20 protein-coding genes, 1 tRNA gene and 2 pseudogenes are annotated in these 24,282 nt (G+C 60.5%); 18 read left to right on the forward strand and 5 right to left on the reverse strand.

Annotated features, from left to right (window positions below; genetic code table 11):
* Positions 1–73: 73 nt before the first annotated feature.
* From AC07VO_RS03175 to pgaD, 6 genes are all read left to right on the forward strand, one after another.
* Positions 74–709, forward strand: a complete 636-nt coding sequence (locus AC07VO_RS03175; RefSeq protein WP_019651562.1) for a hypothetical protein — start codon at positions 74–76, stop codon at positions 707–709.
* A gap of 235 nt (positions 710–944) precedes the next feature.
* A complete protein-coding gene (locus AC07VO_RS03180; RefSeq protein WP_086944190.1) occupies positions 945–2,456 on the forward strand; it encodes a YdgA family protein in 1,512 nt (503 codons plus the stop codon).
* 251 nt (positions 2,457–2,707) lie between these two features.
* Positions 2,708–5,188, forward strand: coding sequence for a poly-beta-1,6 N-acetyl-D-glucosamine export porin PgaA (gene pgaA / locus AC07VO_RS03185; protein WP_086944189.1), 2,481 nt, complete (start codon positions 2,708–2,710; stop codon positions 5,186–5,188).
* 12 nt (positions 5,189–5,200) lie between these two features.
* Entirely contained in the window at positions 5,201–7,198 is a 1,998-nt protein-coding gene (gene pgaB / locus AC07VO_RS03190) for a poly-beta-1,6-N-acetyl-D-glucosamine N-deacetylase PgaB (protein WP_064615770.1), read from the forward strand.
* Position 7,199: 1 nt separating this feature from the next.
* Positions 7,200–8,555: a poly-beta-1,6-N-acetyl-D-glucosamine synthase gene (gene pgaC, locus AC07VO_RS03195; protein ID WP_018929378.1), complete on the forward strand. Its 1,356-nt coding sequence runs from the start codon at positions 7,200–7,202 to the stop codon at positions 8,553–8,555.
* The gene (gene pgaD / locus AC07VO_RS03200; protein ID WP_018929377.1) at positions 8,552–9,079 is read left to right on the forward strand and encodes a poly-beta-1,6-N-acetyl-D-glucosamine biosynthesis protein PgaD; all 528 of its coding nucleotides are present in this window, start codon (positions 8,552–8,554) and stop codon (positions 9,077–9,079) included. The genes pgaC and pgaD overlap by 4 nt, the downstream gene beginning before the upstream one ends.
* A gap of 155 nt (positions 9,080–9,234) precedes the next feature.
* Here the strand turns inward: pgaD and AC07VO_RS03205 are convergent, their stop codons facing one another.
* A complete protein-coding gene (locus AC07VO_RS03205) occupies positions 9,235–10,764 on the reverse strand; it encodes an FAD-dependent oxidoreductase (protein ID WP_086944188.1) in 1,530 nt (509 codons plus the stop codon).
* Between the two features lie 140 nt (positions 10,765–10,904).
* Between AC07VO_RS03205 and AC07VO_RS03210 the strand changes: the two genes are divergently transcribed.
* The 7 genes and pseudogenes from AC07VO_RS03210 to AC07VO_RS03240 all read left to right on the forward strand — a co-directional run.
* Positions 10,905–11,465 carry a YbhB/YbcL family Raf kinase inhibitor-like protein gene (locus AC07VO_RS03210; RefSeq protein WP_018929375.1) on the forward strand — a complete coding sequence of 187 codons (561 nt, stop codon included), beginning with the start codon at positions 10,905–10,907 and terminating at the stop codon, positions 11,463–11,465.
* Positions 11,466–11,552: 87 nt separating this feature from the next.
* The gene (locus tag AC07VO_RS03215; protein WP_086944187.1) at positions 11,553–13,286 is read left to right on the forward strand and encodes a VWA domain-containing protein; all 1,734 of its coding nucleotides are present in this window, start codon (positions 11,553–11,555) and stop codon (positions 13,284–13,286) included.
* An 8-nt stretch (positions 13,287–13,294) separates the two neighbouring features.
* The gene (locus AC07VO_RS03220) at positions 13,295–13,876 is read left to right on the forward strand and encodes an RNA polymerase sigma factor (protein WP_086944186.1); all 582 of its coding nucleotides are present in this window, start codon (positions 13,295–13,297) and stop codon (positions 13,874–13,876) included.
* Positions 13,873–14,493 carry a hypothetical protein gene (locus AC07VO_RS03225; RefSeq protein ID WP_086944185.1) on the forward strand — a complete coding sequence of 207 codons (621 nt, stop codon included), beginning with the start codon at positions 13,873–13,875 and terminating at the stop codon, positions 14,491–14,493. The genes AC07VO_RS03220 and AC07VO_RS03225 overlap by 4 nt, the downstream gene beginning before the upstream one ends.
* Before the next feature lie 20 nt (positions 14,494–14,513).
* Positions 14,514–14,783 (forward strand): hypothetical protein, encoded by a 270-nt coding sequence (locus AC07VO_RS03230; RefSeq protein ID WP_219731001.1) that lies wholly within the window; start codon positions 14,514–14,516, stop codon positions 14,781–14,783.
* Between the two features lie 129 nt (positions 14,784–14,912).
* Positions 14,913–15,044, forward strand: a pseudogene (locus AC07VO_RS03235) (type II toxin-antitoxin system HicA family toxin); the annotation flags it as partial.
* A pseudogene (locus AC07VO_RS03240) lies at positions 15,041–15,223 on the forward strand (type II toxin-antitoxin system HicB family antitoxin); the annotation flags it as partial. The pseudogenes AC07VO_RS03235 and AC07VO_RS03240, both read left to right, overlap by 4 nt.
* 141 nt (positions 15,224–15,364) lie before the next feature.
* On the opposite strand, the gene AC07VO_RS03245 reads toward AC07VO_RS03240, so the two are convergent.
* A complete protein-coding gene (locus AC07VO_RS03245) occupies positions 15,365–15,658 on the reverse strand; it encodes a DUF3077 domain-containing protein (protein ID WP_007941022.1) in 294 nt (97 codons plus the stop codon).
* Between the two features lie 719 nt (positions 15,659–16,377).
* Here AC07VO_RS03245 and AC07VO_RS03250 point away from each other — a divergent pair.
* Together AC07VO_RS03250 and AC07VO_RS03255 are read left to right on the forward strand one after the other, a co-directional pair.
* The gene (locus AC07VO_RS03250) at positions 16,378–16,677 is read left to right on the forward strand and encodes a type II toxin-antitoxin system prevent-host-death family antitoxin (RefSeq protein ID WP_019581695.1); all 300 of its coding nucleotides are present in this window, start codon (positions 16,378–16,380) and stop codon (positions 16,675–16,677) included.
* Positions 16,674–16,982 (forward strand): type II toxin-antitoxin system RelE/ParE family toxin, encoded by a 309-nt coding sequence (locus tag AC07VO_RS03255; protein ID WP_081625773.1) that lies wholly within the window; start codon positions 16,674–16,676, stop codon positions 16,980–16,982. The genes AC07VO_RS03250 and AC07VO_RS03255 overlap by 4 nt, the downstream gene beginning before the upstream one ends.
* A 76-nt stretch (positions 16,983–17,058) precedes the next feature.
* On the opposite strand, the gene AC07VO_RS03260 is transcribed toward AC07VO_RS03255, so the two are convergent.
* A tRNA-Arg gene (locus AC07VO_RS03260) sits at positions 17,059–17,135 on the reverse strand.
* A gap of 349 nt (positions 17,136–17,484) precedes the next feature.
* Here AC07VO_RS03260 and gabD point away from each other — a divergent pair.
* From gabD to AC07VO_RS03275, 3 genes are all read left to right on the forward strand, one after another.
* Positions 17,485–18,927: an NADP-dependent succinate-semialdehyde dehydrogenase gene (gabD, locus tag AC07VO_RS03265; protein ID WP_019581696.1), complete on the forward strand. Its 1,443-nt coding sequence runs from the start codon at positions 17,485–17,487 to the stop codon at positions 18,925–18,927.
* A 197-nt stretch (positions 18,928–19,124) separates the two neighbouring features.
* On the forward strand, positions 19,125–20,402 hold the full coding sequence (gabT, locus tag AC07VO_RS03270; protein ID WP_495007480.1) for a 4-aminobutyrate--2-oxoglutarate transaminase: 1,278 nt from the start codon (positions 19,125–19,127) through the stop codon (positions 20,400–20,402).
* A gap of 136 nt (positions 20,403–20,538) precedes the next feature.
* Complete coding sequence (locus tag AC07VO_RS03275) at positions 20,539–21,753, forward strand: response regulator (RefSeq protein ID WP_086944184.1); 1,215 nt, start codon at positions 20,539–20,541, stop codon at positions 21,751–21,753.
* A gap of 48 nt (positions 21,754–21,801) precedes the next feature.
* Here the strand turns inward: AC07VO_RS03275 and AC07VO_RS03280 are convergent, their stop codons facing one another.
* Positions 21,802–22,791, reverse strand: coding sequence for a GGDEF domain-containing protein (locus AC07VO_RS03280; RefSeq protein ID WP_018929367.1), 990 nt, complete (start codon positions 22,789–22,791; stop codon positions 21,802–21,804).
* Between the two features lie 246 nt (positions 22,792–23,037).
* The gene (gene desA, locus AC07VO_RS03285; protein ID WP_018929366.1) at positions 23,038–24,222 is read right to left on the reverse strand and encodes a delta-9 fatty acid desaturase DesA; all 1,185 of its coding nucleotides are present in this window, start codon (positions 24,220–24,222) and stop codon (positions 23,038–23,040) included.
* Between the last annotated feature and the right edge of the window lie 60 nt (positions 24,223–24,282).

Raw genomic sequence — 24,282 nt, forward strand, 5'->3', positions numbered from 1 at the left:
CTATGCTTTGATTTGATGGGGTCGCGCGGCGAACCCGTCGATCAAGGCTTGCGTTGGTCATGGGGATCTAATAATGAAAAACCCTTACGCTCCCGGCTTCTGGTGCGCCATTGCGGCATTGGTTTTGCTGTCGGCCACCTATTTCTATGGCGTCATGCTGGCCCACCAGATCGACAAGGCGCTGATATTCCTCGACAGCGCGGCGGCACTGATCGCCGTGATGGCCATCGTGGTGGTCGCCTGGGCTTCGCTCCAGAACCAGCGCATCAAGAAACGACAACTCGAACAAGGCAAAACCCTGGTACTGATCTGGGACACCAAGGTGGCGTTGCGTCGGGTAGAAACGGTGTTCGACCGATATTTCTGGGGCAGTTACTGGCAACCGGGGCGCACGTTTCAGGAAGTCATGGGCGAACTGACCGGCACGCCGCTGGAAAAAAGCCTCGAAACCTTGAAGAAGCAATGCCAGGCGCTGGACAAGCAAGTGGCCGACGAGGGCTGGCACTGGCTCAACAATGCCCGAGAACTGTCCGATGTCGCCAACGCCATGGCCCGCGAACGCTATCAACTGGATTTCTGTGACCCACGCGCGGAGGTAACTGGCGGGGCGGTGATCAATCGGGATTTTGAAGTGCTGGTGTATACGTGGACCGCGCGGCTAAAAAGTTTTGATCATCAGCTTGATGAGATCGAGGTTCAGTATTCGTAAGGTTGTATTGGCAGGGCTGCTCGCGAAGGCGATTGAACGATCGCCGAAACTCTCCCCTGCCAGTTGTCCACAGGCAGCCGCAGCCCATGGACACTCTTTCACCTTTAATCATTGGGCCGCCCTGCGGCGCAAATGCTAATCTCCTCGCCACTTTCAGCGCAGTCGTGACCGCGACCCGTTATGGGTTCAGGGAAGACGACCACACTTTCAACAATGGACATTGATCGGGTACTTCATGAATAAATCAGCAGGCGTGCTTCTAGGAATTGTCGTGGCCATCGGTGCAATCAGCGCGGGCGGCGCCTGGTACACCGGCAGCAAACTCGATGGGGTGCTGAACAGCTCGATCGCCGACGCCAACAAAGAACTGCAAGCCGCGCTGGCAGGTTCCAACGGCACGGCGTCGCTGGAGCTGGTGTCGCTGGAGCGTCATGTGTTCAGCAGCACCGCGCACTACCGCCTCAAGGGCGAGGGCGAGATGTTTGGTGAAGCGCCGGTGGAGATGCTGTTCGTCGACCGCATCGAACACGGCCCGCTGCCGTTCTCGCGCCTGGTATCGTTCAAGTGGTTGCCAGTCCTGGCCACCAGTCACTATGAGTTGGAAAAAACCCCGCTGACCGAAAAGTGGTTCGCCGCCGCCAAGGACAAATCCCCGGTCAAGGGTGTGGTCAACATCGGCTACGACAACTCCACCAAGGGCTCGCTCGAATTCCTGCCGCTGGAAGCGGCACTGGATGACAAGTCCAACCTGACGTTCTCCGGGTTGAAACTCGACGTGGCCGCCAGCGCCCAGGCGCAAAAGGTCAAGGCCGACGGTTACATGGACAGCCTGAAGCTGACCACTGTGGCTGAAGACCAGACCCCGGTGCAGGTCGAGCTCAACGGCTTGACCCTGGCCAGCAACCTGAACAAAAGCACCTACGGCTATTACGTCGGTGACAACACCCTCGAGCTGACAAACAGCAAAACCACCTTTGGCCCCAAGCAATCGGTACTCGGTTTCAAGAACTTTGAAATGAAGAACCAGACTGGGGAATCAGGCACCAACGCTTCGGGGCGTGCCGATTACAAGGTCGGTGAAGTGTCCTTGAACGGCAAGGTTATCGGCTCTGCGCAGATGGCCATGAGCCTGAAAAACCTCGACATCCCGTCGACGATGTCGCTGATGCAGATCTACCAGACCAAACTGCAACCGTACGAGCGGGCCGCCGCCGAAGCCACTGCCGCCGGTCTGCCGGCGCCGCCGCTGAACCTGACCCCGGCCGAAGAGGCACAGGTCAAGACCGGTCTGGAGAAACTGCTGGCCGCAGGTCCCCAGGTGGCCCTGGAAAACCTGTCGTTCAACACCAGCAACGGCGAAAGCCGCGCCAACCTGGTGCTGGACCTGACCAAACCGCAATCCATGGACCTGCCGCCGGACCAATTGGTCAAGCAGTTGATCGCGTTGCTGGAATTCAACGTACTGGTGTCCAAGCCAATGCTCATTGATTTGCTCACCGTGCAGTCGCAAATCGACGGTCAGACCGATGCCAAGCTCATCGCCGATCAGGCGAGCGCAACCGCCGACATGTTCAGCAGCATGGCGGTCGGTACGCAACTGGCAAAACTGGACGGTAACAACGTCGTCACCAAGTTGCATTACGCCAACAATCAGGTGGACTTCAACGGCCAGAAAATGACCCTCGAAGAGTTTGTCGGTTTTGTGATGAGTAAGCTCGGCGGCACTGGCGACGTCACCATCCAGTAAAACCGCAGGCTTCAGCGCAACGCCCGGCCTCTGCAACACGCAGACGCCGGGCGTTTTGCTGTCTGGAGTTCCGAAACGGGATGAGGGTGAGGTCCGTCACGAATCTGAAGAAATATTGTGTCTTGAATTATTGACTACGCTTGCATGCAAGACTGTTTCGATAAAGCTTGGCCGGGTCTTTCGATCCGGCTTTCCGTCACAAGTGGGCAAGGGGCATTGCGACCCGGCTGGCCATGTAAGGATGCTGACGAATGCCGCGTATTGCTGGTCCCTTTATTCACCGTGGGCTGCGCCCCTTGTTTCGCGTTGCGCTGTGCGGCCAATTGTTGTGGCCGGCGCTGGCGCTCGCCGATACCCCTTACGATCAAATGGTTCGCGATGCGCGGGCCGGCAACTACACGCCTGCGCTGACGGTGTTGCGTCAGGTGCCGGTAAGCCAGGCCTCCACTGGCCAGATCAGCGATCACTTGCAGATCGCCAGTTGGGCCGGTCTGGATGCCGAAGTGGTACAGGTCTATGAAACCCAGGGACGTGATCGAGCGTTGCCGGTCCAGGCTCTGACTGCCACCGCGCGGGCCTATCGCAACCTCAAGCGTTGGGACTCGGCGACCCAGGTGTACAACAAGGCCCTGGCTCTTGAACCGCAAAATGCCGACCTGCAGCTGGGCCTGGCGATGACCCAGGCCGACGCCGGTAAACCTGACGAGGCGGTTGCCCGCGCCAGGGCTCTGGTGGCGGCGAAACCGGATGATCCTGGCCGCCGTCTGGCTTTGGCCTACGCCTTGACCCGCGCCGGTGCCACTTACGATGCGTTGTTTGAGTACGACCAGGCCTTCACCCGCGCCGGCAGCAAACCCGAAGTCGCTCGGGAATACGTGATTGCCCTGCAACGCGCTCGTTTGCCGGAGCCGGCCTTGCGCCTGGCGCGTCAGCGGCCGGGGTTGATTGATCCGGTCACGCAACGCCGTCTCGAAGGTGACCTGGCCGCCGAACGCGTGCGCCTGGCCGAACTCGCCACCCGCAGCGAAAAAGAACGTTATGTGATCGCCGATCGGGCCCTGGCCGATTACGACCAGTTACTGGCGACCTGGACGCCGGACCCTGCGGCCCACGATGACGTCATCCGCTGGCGAATCGACCGCATGGGCGCCCTCAAGGCCCGTGCACGCACCGCCGATGTGATCACCGAATACCAGAAACTGCTCGCCGAAGGCGTGAAGATTCCGACCTATGCCCTGCGTTGGGTGGCGTCGTCCTATCTGGATCAGCGTCAGCCGGAAATCGCCACCGATTTGTATCGCCAGGTGCTGGTGGCGCCGGATGCCGATGTCGGCGATCGCCTGGAAGACAGCACCGCGCTCTATTACTCCCTGCTCGAAAGCGACAAGGCCGATGATGCGCGCAAGGTCGCCGAGGACCTGGCCAAGACCCAAAAGCCACGGGTCGAGCTCAAGGGCTTGCCGGTGGGCAACCCCAACGATGAATGGATGGACGCGCAGCAACTCGCCGCCCAGGCCGGCACCTACGGCGCCGACCTGCCATCGGGCGAGCAGCGTTTACAGGCGTTGGTGGATCAGGCGCCGGGCAACATCGGCCTGCGCCTGGCTCAGGCCGATCTGTACCTGGCCCGGGACTGGCCACGACGCGCCGAGAATCAGCTCAAGGAAACCGAGAGCATGGCCCCGCGGGATATCGGGCTGGAAGTCGCTCAGGGCCACACTGCCATGGACCTGCAGGAATGGCGGCAGATGGATGCGCTGACCGACGATGTGGTCGCGCGTTTTCCGGACAACCGTCAGGTGCAGCGTTTGCAGCGTCAGCGTGCGGTCCATGATATGGCCGAGCTGCGAGTGCAGGCCTACGGCGGCAAGAGTTATGGCGGCGGCAACGGCGATGTCGGGGCGGTCAACGGCAGCCGCGATTTCGGCATCGAAACCACGCTGTACAGCCCGCCCATCGATGAAGACTGGCGCCTGTTCGCCGGTGCCGGCTACGCCACTGGCGATTTCCAGGAAGGCACCGGCCACCATCGCTTCCAGCGTGTCGGGCTCGAACGCCGGACCCGTGACATGTCCCTGGAAGCGGAAGTTTCCAACCATTCCTACGGCTTTGGCGATAAACAGGGCGCGCGCCTGGCGATTGCCCGAGACATCGACGATCACTGGCAGTACGGCGGCAGCCTCGAATACCTGTCGGCACAAACGCCGTTGCGAGCGTTGAACAGCGACATCACGGCCAACGGCGGCAGCGGTTTTATCCGCTGGCGCGCCAATGAAAGCCGTGAGTGGAGACTGGCGGTCAGCCCCTCGCACTTCAGCGACGGCAACAACCGTATCGAAGCTGTGCTCACTGGTCGCGAGGGCATTTATCGCGCGCCGGGGCTGCAAGTCGACCTCGGTCTGGAAGTCGGCAGCAGCCATAACTCCAAGTCCGACGACGTGCCGTACTTCAACCCCAAATCCGACTTAAGCGTGCTGCCGACGGTGAACGTCAATCACGTGCTCTACCACCGCTACGAAACCTCCTGGAGCCAGCAGTTCCAGGCCGGTGCGGGCACTTACAGCCAGCGCGATCACGGCACCGGCGGTATCGCCCTGCTGGGCTACGGCCAGCGCTACAGCTGGAACGACGTATTCGAGGTGGGCGGCCTGCTGAGCGTGATCAACCGGCCATTTGACGGTGACCGGGAAACCGATCTGCGCCTGCTCGTCGACCTTACTTACCGCTTCTAGAAGAGTTTGAAGATGCCTTTTATTTCGCGTTTCATCCTCCTGCTGGGAGTGCTGTTGATCAGCGCCTGTGCCCAGCAAGCTCCGACCTTCGTACCGCCGTCCGAACGTACAGTGTCGGCCAATGAAAAGCCGTGGCCGAAAAACCATGTATTGGGGATCGCTTACCACGATGTCGAAGACCGCGACCCCGATCAGGCGGTGGTGGCCGTGCGCACCGAGCGCATGATCGAGCAACTGGCATGGTTGCGGGAGAACAACTACCAACCGGTCACCGTTGACCAGATCATCGCCGCTCGCAATGGCGGCCCTGAATTGCCGCCACGGGCGATCCTGCTGAGTTTCGACGACGGCTATTCGAGTTTCTACACCCGCGTGTTGCCGGTGCTGCGTGCCTATAACTGGCACGCCTTGCTGGCGCCGGTCGGGGTGTGGATCGACACGCCGCCGAACCAGCCAGTCGACTTCGCCGGCACACCGCGCAAGCGTTCGGATTTCCTGACCTGGGAGCAGATCCGCGAGATTTCCCGGTCCGGCCTGGTGGAAATCGCCGCCCACACCGACGCCAGCCACAAAGGCGTGTTGGCCAACCCGCAAGGCAACCTGCAGCCGGCGGCAGCGACCCGGCGCTATGACGCCGCCACCGGTCGCTATGAAACCGAAGCCCAATTCCAGGCCCGGATGCGCGCCGACGTAGCGGCCATCTCGGAGAAGATCCGCAAGGTCACTGGCTACAAACCGCGAGTCTGGGTCTGGCCGTACGGCGTGGCGGATGGCACCTCGCTGCAAGTGATCAACGACCAGGGTTATAAGATGGCCCTGACACTGGACGACGGCCTCGATGCCCTCGACAACCTGATGAGCAGCCCGCGCTTTCTGGTGGCCTCGGACCCGGATGGCGAACACTTCGCCAACAGCGTCGTCGCGGTGCAGGCCGAATCGCCGATGCGCGTGGTGCATGTGGACCTGGACAACGTCTACGACCCGGACCCGGCCCAACAGGAAATCAACCTCGGCAAACTGATCCAGCGCATGGCCGACATGGGCGCCAACACCGTGTTCCTGCAAGCCTTCGCCGACCCTGCGGGCGATGGCCTGGTGCATTCGCTGTACTTCCCCAACCGCCACCTGCCGATGCGTGCCGATATCTTTGACCGTGTGGCCTGGCAGCTGCGCACCCGGGCTCACGTCAAAGTTTTCGCGTGGATGCCGGTGCTGAGTTTTGCCCTGGATTCGAAGTTGCCGCGAGTCACTCGCTGGGACCCGAAAACCGGCACCACGTCGATTGATCCGGACCAGTACAAGCGCTTGTCACCGTTCGATCCGAACGTGCGGCGCATCATCGGTGAAATCTACGAAGACGTGGCCCGCCTGACCTCGGTCGACGGCATCCTCTATCACGATGACGCGGTGCTGTCGGACTTCGAAGACGCCGGCCCCGAAGCCCTGAAAATCTATGCCGCCAACGGTCTGCCCGGTTCGATTGCCGCCCTGCGCGAGGATCCGGCCACCCTGCAACGCTGGACGCGGTTCAAGAGCCGCTACCTGATCGATTTCACCCATGAGCTGACCGCCAAGGTTCGCGCCATTCGCGGCCCGCAAGTGAAAACGGCGCGCAATATTTTCGCCGAGCCGATGCTCAACCCCGAGAGCGAAGCCTGGTTTGCGCAGAATCTCGACGACTTCCTGGGCGCCTACGACTGGACGGCACCGATGGCCATGCCACTGATGGAAAAACAGAGCCATCAGCAATCCGGCCCCTGGCTTGAAGCACTGGTGGCGACGGTCAAATCGCGCCCCGGCGCCCTCGACCGCACGGTGTTCGAATTGCAGGCCCGCGACTGGACGAAAAATAAACACGCCGACATCGACGGCGGGCAGTTGGCTGACTGGATGGGCCGCCTCAAGCGTCAGGGCGCCACCAGTTTCGGCTACTACCCAGACAACTTCCTCGAGAACCAGCCGGACCTGAAAGCCGTGCGGCCGGCGCTCTCCAACAAGTGGAATCCATAACATGCTGGACAGACTTCTGGCCCTATTGGTTCTGGCGATCGTCCTGGGGGTTCCCCTCGGGCTGATCTTTCTGGTCACCGGGCAATTCCTGATGGACTTCGTGTTCTTCTACCCACTGTTCATGTCGGGGCTGTGGATCGCCGGCGGCCTGTATTTCTGGCTGCACTGGGAGCGGCACTGGCCGTGGCAGGACGACACCTTGCCGCCACCATTGGCCGGCGAACCGCTGATCTCGATCCTGATCCCTTGCTACAACGAAGGCGACAACGCCGCCGATACCATCCACGCGGCGCTGGCCCAGCATTACCCGAACATTGAAGTGATCGCGATCAACGACGGCTCCAAGGACAACACCGCCGCGGTGCTCGACGCACTGGCGGCGCAGGATCCGCGTTTGCGGGTGCTGCACCTGGCGGAGAACCAGGGCAAGGCCGTTGCCCTGCGCATGGGCGCCATCGCGGCGCGCAGCGAGTACCTGGTGTGCATCGACGGTGACGCGCTGCTGGCGCCGAACACCGCGGCCTATCTGGTGGCGCCGATGCTCGACAACGCGCGACTGGGCGCCGTGACCGGCAACCCGCGAATCCGCACCCGTTCGACCCTGATCGGTCGGGTACAGGTCGGCGAGTTCTCCTCGATCATCGGCCTGATCAAGCGTACCCAGCGGGTGTTCGGGCGGATCTTTACCGTCTCTGGGGTGATCGTCGCCTTCCGTCGTACGGCCCTGAACCGGGTCGGCTACTGGAGCCCGGACATGATCACCGAAGACATCGACATCAGTTGGAAGCTGCAACTGGATCACTGGAGCATTTTCTACGAGCCCCGCGCGTTGTGCTGGATCCTCATGCCGGAAACCCTCGGCGGCCTGTGGAAGCAGCGCTTGCGCTGGGCCCAGGGCGGCGCCGAGGTGTTGTTCAAGAACATCCGGGGCATCTGGCAATACCGCCATCGTTACCTGTGGCCGCTGCTGTTCGAATACTGCCTGTCCACCGGTTGGGCCTTCACCTTCCTGTTGTCGGTGATTTTCTGGGGTGTCGGCAACTTCGTCGAAATGCCGCCTGCCATTGCCGTCCATCACCTGATGCCGCCGGCCTTTACCGGGCTGCTATTGGCGGTGGTTTGCCTGGTGCAATTCGCGGTCAGCATCATGATCGATCGCCGTTACGAAAAAGGGCTCGGCAGGACCATGTTCTGGGTGGTCTGGTACCCGCTGGTGTTCTGGTTCATCAGCCTGCTCACCACCCTGGTCAGCTTCCCCAAAGTGCTGTTTGGCCAACATCAAAAGCGCGCGCGGTGGGTCAGTCCGGACCGGGGCATCAAGCCGCTGGATGACGATGAAGAGGAGGTCATCAAATGAAAATCATCAGAACCCGGCAGCGGCCCTTTTTGGTCGTTCTCGATGTTTTCTTCACCGTGCTGGCCTGGATCGGGCTGCTGTATTTGCTGGCGCGGGGTCTGTGGCCGTTGATCGATACCCATGACGGGCCGCGCATCGATGGGTCGTTTTTCGACGCCCTCGGCACATTGCAGATCTACCTGTGGGTGGCGCTGTTCAACGCGGTGATCCTGATTGGCTGGGCGCGTTATCAACAGCGCAAAAGCAAGAGCTTCGCCCAGCGCCGTTTGCCGGCGCCGGTGGTGGACGATCAGGGGCTGAGCAAAAGCTTCAAGCTCACCGGCGACCGGCTGGAGAAACTGCGCGCACCGGGCTCGATGACCATTCACAACGATCAGGAAGGCGATGTCAGTCACGTCGTTACGCACTTTACCCCGGTCGACCCGTCTCAACTGCCGCCGCCTTTGGCGCCATTGGAACATCCACTCGTGATCCGCCTGCCGGCCGAAGATGATGACAACCGCGAGCCGATAAGCCATCTCTAGGTATATGTTCATCTGTGGCGAGGGAGCTTGCTCCCGCTGGAGGCCGAAGGTCTCCCGATGCCATTAACCGCGCTGTCGTTGATAGAGCGCGGTCACCGATTTTGCGTCTGCTTCGCAGACGAACGGGAGCAAGCTCCCTCGCCACTAAGTCGCCGTCAGCTCAGGTCCCGAACCAGGCGCCACGCCTCGTCCATCGACAGCGGTTGTTTCATCCGTTCGGCGAGCATCGCCATGGCCCGTTCCTGATCGCAGGCAACGGCCGCCGCTACCACGCCGTTTTTGGCGAACAGGCCAATAAACGGTGGATGCTCTGGGTCGCCTTTGAATTCAACCTCGTCCCAGGCCTCGGCGTGTCCGAGGTAGTCGTAGTTTTTGCCGAAGTGCCAGGTCCAGAAATACGGCACGTCGAGGTAGCGTTCGTCGCCGCCGAGCATATTCGCCGCTGCAATCCGCGCCTGTTGCTGGGCCAGGCGCCAGTGTTCGATCCGTTGGGGCTGGCCATTGAGCGGGAAGGTCGCGATATCGCCGACGGCCCAGAGCCCGTCGGTCACGCGCATGCCGCCGTCGACCTTCAATGACTGATCTTTTTCCTTCGGCAGATCGGTAAACGGGGTGGTCGCCGGGGTGACGCCAATGCCGACCAGCACCAGATCCGCCGGCAAGCGCTGGCCGTTGTCCAGCAGCACCGCTTCGACTTTGCCTGTGCCTTCGATCTTCGCCGCTTCGCCATCGGTATGAAACACCACACCATTGGCCTCGTGCAGGGCACGAATCGCCTTGCCGACGGCCTCGCCGAATTGCGCCTCGAAAGGGATGGCATGGCGGGTCAGGACGGTGACATCCAAGCCGTACTGACGCAGGGATGAAGCGGATTCCAGACCAATGAAGCTGCCGCCGACAATCACTGCCCTTTGACCCGGTTTTGCGGTGGTCAGAATCTGCTGCGCCTGCGCCTTCGAGCGCAACACGAACACCTGCGGCAGATCGGCGCCTGGCAGCGACAGGGATTTTGGTATGCCGCCGGTGGCAATCACCGCGGCGTCATAGCTCAACGATTGACCATCGGCCAGGCGCAGGGTCCGGTTCGGTGCATCCAGGCCCATCACATCGCTGTTTATCCGTTCAATGCGCTGTTCACGATAAAAGTCCTCATCGCGCAGCGGCGGAACTTCGTCCGGTGGCATTTCCCCGGCAATCACGAATTTGCTCAATGCCGTACGGTCGTATCCGGCTTCGGGCTCACGGTCGATCAGTAGCACCCGACCGCCGAAGCCTTTCTCCCGCAGCGCCGCCGCGCAGGCCGTCCCCGCTGCACCGGCGCCGATGATCGCAAAGGTCCGCTTATCATCCTCCGGCGGTGTGCTGGGGCCGGGCATCGGCTGGTCGTCGACCCAGACCTCATCGTCGCGCAACTCCAGCGGATAGCGCCGCAGACTGTCCAGGGAAGGTGGCTCGCACAGCGCGCCGTCTTCGAGCCGATAAGCCGCCTTGTGCCACGGGCAGATCAGTCGGCCCTCACACAGCGCACCTTTGGCCAAGGGAGCCCCGGCGTGGGGGCATCTGCCCTGATAGGCGCGCAATTGATCGCCGACCCGCAGCAAGACGATTTTCATCTTGTCGATCCGGACTTCAAGGCCACGGTCGAGGGGCACATCGGCGAAACGGGCGACGCGGTGCAGTGCCATGATCGATCTCCAGGCAGGTATTTCACTTAGGAGTTTGGCGCTTATTCCCAGGTTCAGCCAATTCCCACTGCCACCGCACGAACGGTCCGGCTATAGTTTGCGTGCCGACGACGGCCCCACCCCGCACAAGGTGCTCCGGTATGACCCGATTGACCTCTTTGAACCCTTGGCTGGCGGCCGTTGCAGTCGCCCTTTGCGTGCAGTTACCGGCGCAGGCCCAGGAGCGTTTCACCCTCAGCATCCCCGGCGTTTCGGACAATCGGCTGTTCACGTCGGCGGAGGCCAGCGATGCCAGCGGTTGCGGTGGCAAGAATCAGTCTCCGGCCCTGAGCTGGAGCGCCGGCCCCCAGGGCACCCTCAGCTACGCCATCGTCATGCACGACCCGGACGGCCAGAAAGGCCTGGGCGTCGATCACTGGATTCGTTACGGCATCAAGGCCACGACGCGGCAGATCCCGGCCGGTGTCGGCACTAAATCCACCCTCGAAGGCGTGGGTGGCACCAACATCAAAGGCACCACCACCTACATCGGCCCGTGCCCGCCCATCGGTGACAGCACCCATCACTACATCATCCAGATCTACGCCCTGGACCTGGCGCCAGAAGCCTTGCCCGCCGGCCTGACCCGCGCGCAGCTGCTGGAGCAGATCAAAGGCCATGTGCTGAAAAACAGCAGCGTGGTGCGGCGTTATCACCGCTGAAGATTTTTCACGTCGGCTTAACCCGAACCCGGCGGGCTGTCCGTCTCAGAGGATGAATGAGTCAATTTCCTCCTGAGGTCAGCCCCCATGTCCCTTCCTCTGCATGTCCTCCGCCCGGCCGCCCAGGGTTTCGCCGCCGGGTTGCTGCTGGCCGTTGCCGGTTGCGGCGGTTCATCCACACCACCCTCTGAGACGGGCAACCCGGCAGCGGTTGCGCCTCCGGCTCAAAATGCGCCGAAAACTGAAGCATTAGTGCGCGAATCGGCCATGGCGGACACCGCGATGGCCAAGCGCAGCGCACGACCTGGTCCGTTGGTCGCTTTCGCGCCGGTGCCCGCCGGTGAAACTTATCCACAGGGCTACCGGGATGAACAGCGCGAGCAATATCAGGCGCTGGCCGATAACCCGATTCACAGCGTGGCCGAAGCGCCGGTCTCGACCTTCAGCGCCGATGTCGATACCGGCGCGTACGCCAATGTCCGGCGCTTGCTCAATCAGGGGCGTTTACCGCCGGAAGGAGCGGTGCGGCTGGAAGAAATGGTCAATTACTTCCCCTACGATTACGCCTTGCCCACTGATGGCTCGCCGTTCGGTGTGACCACCGAGCTGGCGCCGTCACCCTGGAACCCGCATACCCGGTTACTGCGCATCGGCATCAAGGCGTCTGATCACGCGGTGGCGGAACTGGCCCCAGCGAACCTGGTGTTTCTGGTGGACGTGTCCGGCTCCATGGACCGTCGCGAAGGCCTGCCTCTGGTCAAAAGCACCCTGAAATTGCTGGTCGATCAACTGCGCGAGCAGGACCGGGTTTCACTGGTGGTCTACGCCGGAGAATCCCGTGTGGTGCTGGAGCCGACTTCCGGACGGGAAAAAGCGAAAATTCGTACCGCCATCGATCAATTGACGGCGGGCGGCTCGACGGCCGGCGCGTCGGGTATCGAACTGGCTTACCAAATGGCGCAACAGGCGTTTATCCCCAAAGGCATCAACCGCATCCTGCTGGCCACCGACGGTGACTTCAACGTCGGCATCAGCGACTTTGACAGCCTCAAGCAAATGGCTGTGGATAAACGCAAGACCGGCGTGTCCCTGACCACCCTGGGTTTTGGTGTGGATAACTACAATGAACACCTGATGGAACAACTGGCCGACGCCGGCGACGGTAACTACGCCTACATCGACAACCTGCGCGAAGCGCGCAAGGTGCTGGTGGATCAACTCGGCTCAACCCTGGCGGTGGTGGCGAAAAACGTGAAGCTGCAGGTGGAGTTCAACCCGGCTCAGGTCAGCGAATATCGGCTGTTGGGTTATGAGAACCGCGCCTTGAAGCGTGAGGATTTCAGCAACGACAAAGTCGACGCCGGAGAAATCGGCGCAGGGCACACGGTGACGGCGCTGTACGAAATTGTGCCCAAGGGCGAGAAGGGCTGGCTGGAACCGCTGCGCTACGGCAATTCCGGGGCAGAAGTTTCCGCAAAAACCGGAGAATTGGCGATGCTGCGGGTGCGTTATCAGTTACCGGAAGGTGGGAACAGTCGCTTGATCGAGCGGCCAATCCTGAAGGGGGAGGCCGGTAAACTCTCGGCCGCCAGCGATGACCTGCGCTTTGCCGCCTCCGTCGCTGCCTTTTCCCAGCAGCTCAAGGACGGGCGCTACACCGGTGATTTCAGCCTGAAAGACACCGAAGCCCTGGCCCGTGGCGCACGGGGTGATGACCCGTTTGGCCTGCGCGGTGAGTTCGTGCAATTGGTGGAATTGGCGCAGAGCCTGCGAGCCTCCACCGCCTCGAATCAACCGCCCAACGACAACCGGATAGAGTGAAAGCTGACATGTCCGATCCTGCAATCAGCTCAACCGCCAGCAGCGATGAATCGCTGCTGGCGCGCTACCGCTCTGGCGACGGGCCGGCGTTCGAAGTTTTGTACGCCCGCCACCGCCAGGGCCTGTATCGATTCCTTCTCGGCCTCAGCGGCAAACCCGAACTGGCCGAAGAGGTGTACCAGGAAACCTGGCTGAGCCTGATCCGCAGCACCAGTCAGCCACAAGGCCGGGCGAACTTTCGTACCTGGCTCTACCAGATTGCCCGCAACCGACTGATCGATCACTGGCGCAAACATGGTGTCCACAACCCCTTGCACGACAGCTATGACGAACAGGCCCACGCCCTGATCGACGACGCAGCCGACCCTGAACAACTGCTGAGTCTGAGCCGCGACGGTCAACGCCTCGAAACCGCCCTGCAAACCCTGCCCGCCGACCAGCGCGAAGTGTTCTTGCTGCGCGCCCACGGCGACCTCGACCTGCCGCAGATCGCCACCCTCACCGAAACACCGCTGGAAACCGTTAAAAGCCGCTTGCGCTACGCCCAGCAAAAACTGCGTCGGCTGCTGGCCGAGGAGGTACTGACATGACTGACGCCAAACAAACACCGTCATCGCCCGACGATGAAATGCTCAAGCATTTTCGCGATCACAGCAGCGGCGAACCACCGGCGCACCTCGACGCCTTCATCCTCGCCACCGCGCACCGCGAAGCCCCCGCGCCGAAGCCGAACCTGTGGCAACGCTGGCTCCACGCCTGCCAACAGCCCCGCTGGCAAGTGGCATTCGCCAGCCTCGTCGGCGTCGCGCTGATGCTGGCGCTGGTGCAACGCACGCCCGAGCAATTGCCGAATTACGACTTCGCGCCTGCGCCCAAAGCCTCCGCCCCGGCTGCTAAACCGGAAGCCGCTGCCCGCTCCCTGGATGAACCGACCGGCGCCATGTCCGCTCCCGCACCGGCTGCGCCAATGGCGGAGTTTTCTGCACCGATGCAACGAGAGTCGATCAACAGCGAAATGGCCGACGAAGCCAAACTCAGCAAACGCGCCGCCGCGCCGGCCAAGTCACTGGATGATCAATTACGTGAAGTGATGCGCCTGCAAGACGCCGGTCAGACCCAAGCCGCCGAAGCGCTGATGACGACATTACACAAGCGCTTTCCCAAGGAAAACCTGGCGGCCAAACTCAAGGAAATGCAGAAAAAATGAGCTGAGCAGCGGTCGCCGATTTGGCATCGACACCCGAAAGCGCGCACTATCAGCCCATAGCCGATGCGTTGGAGGATGCCGTGGCCCAAAAAATCGACCGCATCGCCCAAATGCTCAACTGCCCGGTGAAGGGTGAGGAACTGCGGCGAGCAGTGACTGAGAGTCGTAAGGAGTTTCTTCTGGCGAAGCAGGCAGAAGATGATCTTGAGGAAGACGTCCTTGATGATGAGTTGATCGAGGACGAAGAAGACGATGATGAATACGACGAGTTTGACTGGACGACAGAATGAGAAAACCGCTTTGGCGGTTTTTTGCCATTAAAGAAATGTTGATGGCCCCTGTCGGTTGATGCGCTTCGGTGCTGAGACTGCTCAGGGGTTTTTTATTGCCTGGGATTTTTCCGCCTTACCAATCATGTTGGGTTCCGGGTACGTTTTGAGCTCAACGGTGTGGTCGGCACCTTTCATCGACCACACCCGGACAAAAAAGCAAAGTCCTACCAGGTTCGTGGTGCGCGGGCTTTCCTTGAACAAGCAGGAGTCACCCCATGAACGTAATGAATTACAAAGGCTATGCCGCCCGAATTGAATACAGCGAGGAAGACGGCCTGTTTGTCGGCCATATCGCTGGTATTAGAGATGTCGTTGGGTTTCATGGCGAGTCGGTACAGGAACTTCGAAACGCATTTGAAGAGGCCGTCACTGATTATCTGGAAACTTGCGCCAAGCTCTGACGAAGATCGAGCGCATGCCTGACCACTGCTATTGCACGGTTATGCAGTTGCATGAGTGGTAGGACGCCAGAAGTCAGCATCTACACGCAATTTTGGAGGCCCCGAATAATCGGGGCGCATTTAAAGGGTGAGTTGCCGCTATTCTGCGGCTTGTTGCGTCGCCGTCTGCGGTGGTTGCGTCAGCACTTTCACCACATCATCAATCACTGCCTTACTCATCGCAGTCAGATAATGCGCGGCCCACGCGTGGCGATCGGTGTCTTTTGCGTAGGCTGCATCCTCAGCAAACGACTTGGCCAGGAACAACAGGTCGGACGCCTGCGCCAATGCTTTGCTAATAGGCACCCCAGCGCTGACACGAAACAGTGGATCGTCTGCACAGTAGAGGCAGGGCGTGAAACCGATGGTTTTTGCTTCTGAATGTTCAGTCATTTGCCACCTCCATTGACGGAGGTGCGGTGGGGGCGCGATTCGAAGTCGGGGTGAGAGATAAGCCTAATTTCGTACGGATTTACATTGCGCATGGTCTAGCTCCTTGACGAGGAACTGCCACTTTTTCGTTACCAAGCGAATGGGTGGCAGCTGTGCGCAGGTTGGTAAACCGGGAGTCAAGGAATCCGGCACGCCCGAAGACGTCCCACGCACAGCCGCCATAACTCAAAATTGCGGGCGTAAACAAACGCCTGCAATTCTCAATGGGGGCGCTGTTGCGCTTAACTCTCGGGTTACCAAGCCCGGTCGCTGAATTGGCAGCGACGGCGGAAGGGTATCGTGCAGGCTGATCTCCTGCAACCGTCGAAAGTCGTAAGGATTTTCTGCTGAATCGGTCGGAAGAAGATGACGTCGATGATCCCAAGGCTAATCGCAAAGTTCGCTAAGTACCCGGCTGGGTATTATCGTCATTTGACGGTCATTTGATTGAACAGGGCGCAGGCAGCAGACAGCAACTGGCCAAGGTGCGGTTTCAGCCGCCTTTGTTCGTGCCGCTCATTTGTCGGTCATTTGACTAGCGAATCTCGATTTAACGACAGCAAAGGAAACCCGTTTCGATGGTTTTTTGTGGGGCAGATGGCCCCGGTCAGTTGCACGTTGACCGTTGTTCGGAAAATCGAGCACTATAAGGTACTATTTTTTGTACCTTTGGAGCCGTCATGGAGCAATTACTTGCGAGTCGGTCGGTCAGTATTACCGAACTGAAACGCAGCCCAAGTACTGTGATTGAGCAAGCAGGCTCAGAGCCAGTTGCCGTTCTCAACCACAATCGTCCTGCTGCCTACCTTTTGCCGCACGCCGCTTATCAGCAGCTCCTGGATAGATTACGAGCCGCAGAAATATGTGTAGCTATTGCGACCAGCCGCAATGACCCACGTCCGGCCATTGCTGCCGATACCGTGTTTGCCGAGCTTGATGCGCTCATTGATGAGGTCGAAGCAGAGCAGAAGCGCCCATGAGACAACTGTTTTTCTCCGCACTGGCACGAGAGGATCTGCAGCAAATCGCCCGCTACATTGCCCGTGACAATCCGGGTCGAGCTCGGACTTTTGTTGGTGAGCTACGAGTGTGCTGTGCTCGGCTGCTGGATCAGCCTAATCAAGGTATTCCCCGAGATGACTATGCCAGAGGGCTGCGAATGATTTCCCACGGCCGATATTTGATCTTTTATAGTCTTTTCGAGGGCGATGTTCAGATTGAGCGTGTCCTGCATGCCGCAAGGGACGTTGGACGTCTATTCGAATCAGGCAGCGCTGATCACTAGACCCAAACCATTGAAAATGGCTTACCCACAAAAAAGCCCCAGACCCTAAGACCTGAGGCTTTCTCGTTTCTACATATGGTGCACCAGGCGGGATTCGAACCCACGACCCCTGCCTTCGGAGGGCAGTACTCTATCCAGCTGAGCTACTGGTGCAATGCGGGCGCCATGATACTCATATGCGCTGCGGGCGTCCATGCCGCTGAATCGCCTGCGTTTTTCCAAAGCGTAACCTACGATTGCTACGCTGATCTGAAAAAATAGGCAAATGCGGCGTTTTCGTTCTTTTTTTCGAACAGCCTATTGTCCTTTACCCCCTTTGATCCTAGGATTCGTTTGAGATTTCAAACGCTCTTGTCTGGGTGCTGAACCGCACGAGTTCGTTCCGTGCGCTATTTATGTGCTTCAGCCCGGTGAATGATTTCCCTGACGGCAGCCTATAAGGCGCCTTTCTATAATCATAATTCGCTCCGCGCGTGCCGCGGTGCTGTTAAGGAAAGCCGACATGCAGCTTAAAGACACCCAGTTGTTCCGCCAGCAAGCCTTTATCGATGGCGCTTGGGTCGATGCGGACAACGGTCAGACGATCAAGGTCAATAACCCGGCAACGGGCGAAATTCTGGGCACTGTGCCGAAAATGGGCGCTGCCGAAACCCGCCGTGCAATCGAAGCCGCTGATAAAGCGCTGCCGGCCTGGCGTGCACTGACCGCCAAGGAGCGCGCGAACAAGCTGCGTCGCTGGTTCGAGCTGATCATCGAGAACCAGGACGATCTGGCTCGCCTGATGACTCTGGAACAAGGCAAGCCATTGGCCGAAGCCAAGGGCGAGATCGTTTACGCCGCTTCCTTTATCGAATGGTTCGCTGAAGAAGCCAAGCGCGTCTACGGTGACGTGATTCCGGGTCACCAGCCAGACAAGCGCCTGATCGTGATCAAGCAGCCAATCGGCGTGACCGCTGCGATCACTCCGTGGAACTTCCCGGCCGCGATGATCACCCGTAAAGCCGGCCCGGCCCTGGCCGCCGGTTGCACCATGGTGCTCAAGCCTGCATCGCAAACCCCGTTTTCCGCGTTCGCCCTGGCTGAACTGGCCCAGCGTGCCGGTATTCCGAACGGCGTGTTCAGTGTAGTGACCGGCAGCGCCGGCGACATCGGCAGCGAGCTGACCGGCAACCCGATCGTGCGCAAACTGTCGTTCACCGGTTCGACCGAAATCGGGCGTCAGCTGATGACCGAGTGCGCCAAGGACATTAAGAAAGTCTCGCTGGAACTGGGCGGCAACGCGCCGTTCATCGTGTTCGACGACGCGGACCTGGATAAGGCCGTCGAAGGCGCGATCATTTCCAAGTACCGCAACAACGGCCAGACCTGCGTCTGCGCCAACCGTCTGTACATTCAGGATTCGGTCTACGACGCGTTCGCCGAAAAACTGAAAGTGGCCGTGGCCAAACTCAAGATCGGCAACGGTCTGGAAGACGGCACCACCACTGGCCCGCTGATTGACGAAAAAGCCGTGGCCAAGGTGCAAGAGCACATTGCTGACGCCGTCGGCAAAGGCGCTACCGTGCTGGCGGGTGGCAAGAGCATGCAAGGCAACTTCTTCGAGCCGACCATCCTGACCAACGTGCCGAACAACGCGGCCGTGGCCAAGGAAGAAACCTTCGGTCCATTGGCGCCACTGTTCCGCTTCAAAGACGAAGCCGACGTGATCGCGATGTCCAACGACACCGAGTTCGGCCTGGCCTCGTACTTCTATGCGCGTGACCTGGGCCGTGTGTTCCGTGTGGCTGAAGCCCTGGAATACGGCATGGTCGGCGTCAACACCGGGTTGATCTCCAACGAAGTCGCGCCGTTCGGCGGCATCAAGGCGTCGGGCCTGGGCCGTGAAGGCTCCAAGTACGGCATCGAAGATTACCTGGAAATCAAATACCTCTGCCTGGGCATCTAGGCCCGAAGGGATAAGCCCGGCAAGGCATTGCTTCAAACGCAAAGGGCACGAGAGCGCTGTCCCTTTGCGCGCTTCAAACGGAATTTTCTCTGTGGCCGGGAACGCTGTGGCAGTCGATCATCGCATGCTGCCGTAGTTGCTTCCCCGCCGCTTAATCCTTGAACCACGCCGACCGATGAGCGGCGAATGAGGAATGTATGAGCAAGACTAACGCTGAGTTGATGGCCCGCCGTACCGCTGCCGTACCCCGTGGTGTTGGCCAGATTCACCCGATCTTCGCCGACCACGCGAAGAACGCCACCGTGACCGACGTTGAAGGTCGTGAGTTCATCGACTTCGCCGGCGGTATCGCCGTGCTGAACACCGGTCACTTGCACCCAAAAGTCATCGCCGCCGTGACTGCGCAGCTGAATAAGCTGACCCACACCTGCTTCCAGGTGCTGGCCTACGAGCCGTACGTGGAAGTGTGCGAAAAAATCAACGCCAAGGTGCCGGGTGATTTCGCCAAGAAAATCCTGCTGGTGACCACCGGCTCCGAAGCTGTGGAAAACTCCATCAAGATCGCCCGCGCCGCCACTGGCCGTGCCGGTGTGATCGCGTTCACCGGCGCTTACCACGGTCGCACCATGATGACCCTGGGCCTGACCGGTAAAGTCGTGCCTTACTCGGCCGGCATGGGCCTGATGCCAGGCGGCATCTTCCGCGCGCTGTACCCGAACGAACTGCACGGTGTGAGCATCGACGATTCGATCGCCAGCATCGAGCGCATCTTCAAGAACGATGCCGAGCCGCGTGATATCGCCGCGATCATCATCGAGCCGGTGCAGGGCGAAGGCGGTTTCTACGTCGCGCCTAAAGAGTTCATGAAGCGTCTGCGCGCCCTGTGCGACCAGCACGGCATTCTGTTGATCGCTGACGAAGTGCAAACGGGCGCTGGCCGTACCGGCACCTTCTTCGCCATGGAACAGATGGGCGTCGCCGCCGACCTGACCACCTTCGCCAAATCCATCGCTGGCGGCTTCCCGCTGGCCGGTGTGTGCGGCAAGGCCGAATACATGGACGCCATCGCTCCAGGCGGCCTGGGCGGCACTTACGCCGGTAGCCCGATCGCTTGTGCCGCAGCCCTGGCCGTGATGGAAGTGTTCGAAGAAGAGCACCTGCTGGACCGTTGCAAAGCGGTTGGCGAGCGTCTGGTGACTGGTCTGAAAGCCATTCAGGCCAAATACCCGGTGATCGGCGACGTGCGTGCCCTGGGTGCGATGATCGCTGTCGAGCTGTTCGAAAACGGCGACAGCCACAAGCCGAACCCGGCTGCTGTAGCCGCCGTTGTGGCCAAGGCTCGCGACAAGGGCCTGATCCTGCTGTCGTGCGGCACCTACGGCAACGTTCTGCGCGTGCTGGTACCGCTGACCGCGCCGGACGAGCAACTGGACAAAGGCCTGGCGATCATCGAAGAGTGCTTCGCCGAGCTCTGATCCGTTTGTGAACTGATCGACAAAAAACCCGCTTCGGCGGGTTTTTTTATGCCCCTTGAAACACATCAGGGGCAATTGGGCTGTATCGAATGGCCAGCATTGACTAAGGTGCAAGCATTGCCGTTGGAGTGTGCAGATGACTGCTGTGGTGTTACCCGCTGTACCGCGAGTGCTGATTGCCGAGGCGAACCCCTGGTCCCGCGACCTGCTCAAGCAGGTGTTGTTGAATGTGCGCTGCGACGCACGGCTGGACCTGTGTGCCGATGGCCAGGAAACGCTGCAGCTGTTGGCAGAGAACCCTTATGACCTGGTGATCGTCGACTGGGAGTTGCCCGGCGTCGATGGCCTGAATGTGTTGCGCAGTGTTCGTCAGCGCAAACGTAATCCGCCGTTGCCTTTCATTCTGATGAGCAGCCGCAACGACAGCGCCAGCGTGCGTGAAGCCTTGCCCCTGGCGCCCACGGCGTACCTGACCAAACCCCTGGACATGGAAAACCTGACCCAGCGTTTGCAGGATTTGCTGTTGAACGCGGGTGAAGAGGTGTCCTGCGAAGTGCCGTCTCTGGCGCCGGGCATGACCTTGTCGGTGTATCTGGAGCGGCGGCGCGAACTGGCCGACGGCGCGCCGCTGATGACCGATGTGCAGGTGGCGATCAAACGTAGCCTCAATCCCGATGGCCTCGATCTGGTGCGGCTTGAAGACGAGATCCGCACGGATCCGCAAGTCACCGCCGTGCTGATCGCCGCCGCCAACAGCGCGGCCCAGCATCATGGCGCCGCCGTGCAAACCCTGTCCCAGGCGCTGCATCGCTTGGGTACCGGGCAAAGCATGAACCTGATTCTGGGACTTGCCCTCAAACGCAGTGCCCGGCTCAGTGATCCGCAACTGGCGGACTATGCCGAGCGCTATTGGGAATTGTCCCTGCACACCGCCGAATACGCGCGGACGCTGGCGCGCTTGCTGGATCTGGATCAGGAGCGCTGTTATTGCGCGGGCATGCTGCACCGCCTCGGCGACCTGGCGTTGCTGCGCTGTTTGCAGGAGTGGAAGCAGGCCGGTGGTGAGCTGGATGAATGGGAGGAAGTCGGCGATGCCCTGGCCGAATTCGGCGCGGCCTACGGTTCGGCGCTGCGTACCCGCTGGCGCCTGCCACTGGAGCTGCGTGAGCTGATTGCGGCGGTTTATCAGCTCGGTGGCGGGGTTTACTCCCGCGAAGCGCTGGTGATGAACATGGCCGCGCAACTGGCGCGCCTGGCCGAGCATGAGGGGATCGAGGCGTTGTCCAAGAGCCGCACGGCGCGGTTGCTCAAGATCGGATTGCCGGAGCTGATGCGCTTGCGCAAAAAATAGGCTTTGTAGATCGTTCCCACGCAGAGCGTGGGAACGATCTACATGGGCTCAGCCAGAGATTATCCGGTTCTTGCCCTGGCGCTTGGCCTGGTACATCGCCGCATCGGCGCGGGCGAACAGGCTGTCGAGGTTTTCATCCTCGGGCGTGAGGCTGGTCAGGCCCTGGCTGACGGTGATGCCGAACGTCTGGTCGTCATGGCTGAAACTCAACCGTTGAATCTCCCGTTGCAGGCGCTCGGCCACTTGCATGGCCATGTCCGGTGCACATCCGGGGAACACCGCGGCGAATTCCTCACCGCCGATCCGCCCGAACAGATCACCACGCCGCAGGGCCGCGCGACCGCTCTCAGCGATGCGTTGCAGCACCTTGTCGCCTTCCGGATGGCCGTAGGTGTCGTTGATCACTTTAAAGTCATCGATGTCCAGCAGCAGGAAGGCCAGCGGCTTGCCTTGCTGGCGTGCCTGCTCGAATTCGTGATTGGCACATTCGAAGAAGTGTCGGCGGTTGCTGCTTTGGGTCAGCACGTCGGTGGTGGCCAGGCGGTGGAGCTCGGTTTCCATCTGCTTCTTTTCGGTGATGTCTTCGGCAATGCCGACGATGATCACTGGCTGACCCGGTTCGGCCTGGCGGTTGATGAAGCACTTGTCGCTGAGCCAGCGCACTTGGCCGTCGGCGGCGATGATGCGGTACTCGCGGTCTTCAACGGCGCCGTTGACCAGCACTTGCGCCAGGCTGCGCTCGGCGTAGTCCAGATCGTCGGGATAAACACTGTCGCGCCAGTGGTTGTAGTCGGACAGCAACAGGCCGGCGGGGCGGCCGAAGATCCGGTCATAGGCCGGGCTGACGTAGAGCACCTGACGGGTTTCCCAGTTGAATGCCCAAAGCACGGCGTTGACGCTGACCAGCAGCGAGCTGAACAGCTGTTCGCGTTCGCTCAGGCGCGCCACTTCGCCCTGCGCATGCATCAGCGCCATCAGCGTTTGCGCGGCCTCGGGCCACTGCGGAAGGGATGTGTCTTGTAGGTTTTTATTGACCATCGGCACAAGTCTCAAAGGGCGTGCCGCTATTTCGACAGCGGCCAACACAAAGCCCGCCGGGGTGGCGAAGTGTCTTTGAGATAGGAGATTTGGGGCGAAGTTCCCGCTTTTCGTGGCGAGGGAGCTTGCTCCCGCCGGGCGGTATTGGCGACGCGTTTTTTCAGTTAAAACGCGTCGTCAGGTATTGCGGCTGCTGCGCAGCCGAGCGGGAGCAAGCTCCCTCGCCACGGTGCCCTTGATTCAGGGTCAGGCAGTGGCGGGGCGCAGGGAGTAGGTTTTCAACTGGTCGGCGAAATCACGCAGGGATTGAATCCCGCTGGCCTCGGCCTCGTGTACCCAATCCTTGATGGCGGCCAGCATGTCGTGACCATTTGAGCTGGTCTTGACCCAGATCTGCTGCAGGGCCAGGCGTTTCTCGTAAATTACCTTCAGCGCCTGGCTGTGCTCGAGCATGGTCTGGATGCGCAGGTGGTGCTTGTCGTCCAGCAGGCTGGTTTCCCGCGAGAGCAGGCGTTTGGCCCGGTGGAACTGGTGGCGGACCGAGTGATCGACCTTTTCCAGCTCTTGCTTGACCAGAGGCGCGATCACCAGCTTGCGGTACTGGGCCATGATCTGGAAGCGGTTGTTGAGGATCGCCATGGCGGTGTCCATGTCCAGGTTGCCTTTGCCTTCGACACGGTGGGCGATCGGCGCAACCCGCTGGACCTTGGCCAGGCGCAGGAAGCTGAAGACCTGGATCCAGGCCCAGCCGAGGTCGAATTCCCACTTCTTCACCGACAGTTTGGCCGAGTTAGGGTAGGTGTGATGGTTGTTATGCAGTTCTTCGCCGCCGATCAGGATGCCCCAGGGCACCAGATTGGTCGCCGCATCGCGGCATTCGAAGTTGCGGTAGCCGATGGCATGGCCCAGGCCATTGACCACGCCGGCGGCCCAGACCGGGATCCACATCATCTGGATGGCCCAGATGGTGATGCCAATGGTGCCGAACAGCAGCAGGTCGATGACGCCCATGATCGCCACGCCCAGCAGTGGGAAACGGCTGTAGAGGTTGCGTTCGATCCAGTCTTCGGGGCAGTTCTTGCCGTAGATGCGCAGGGTCTCGGGGTTTTCCGCTTCGGCGCGGTACAGCTCGGCACCTTTGCGCAGAACGGTGGACAAGCCCTTGATGACCGGGCTGTGCGGGTCATCGACGGTTTCGCATTTGGCGTGATGCTTGCGGTGGATAGCGGTCCACTCGCGGGTGTTCTGCGCCGTGGTCAACCACAGCCAGAAGCGGAAGAAATGTTTCAGGCCGGCATTGAGCTCAAGCGAGCGATGGGCTGAATAGCGATGCAGATAGACCGTGACGCCGACGATCGTGACGTGGGTCATCAGCAGGGTGACTGCCACCAGTGACCAGGGCGATAAGCCAAGAAAACCTTCGTACCACATAGCCTATAGGACCCTCGATAAAGAAAAAAACAGCCGTCGCATTATCACTTAGCCCACAGA

The sequence above is a fragment of the Pseudomonas sp. GW821-FHT03E01 genome, from assembly GCF_059420765.1.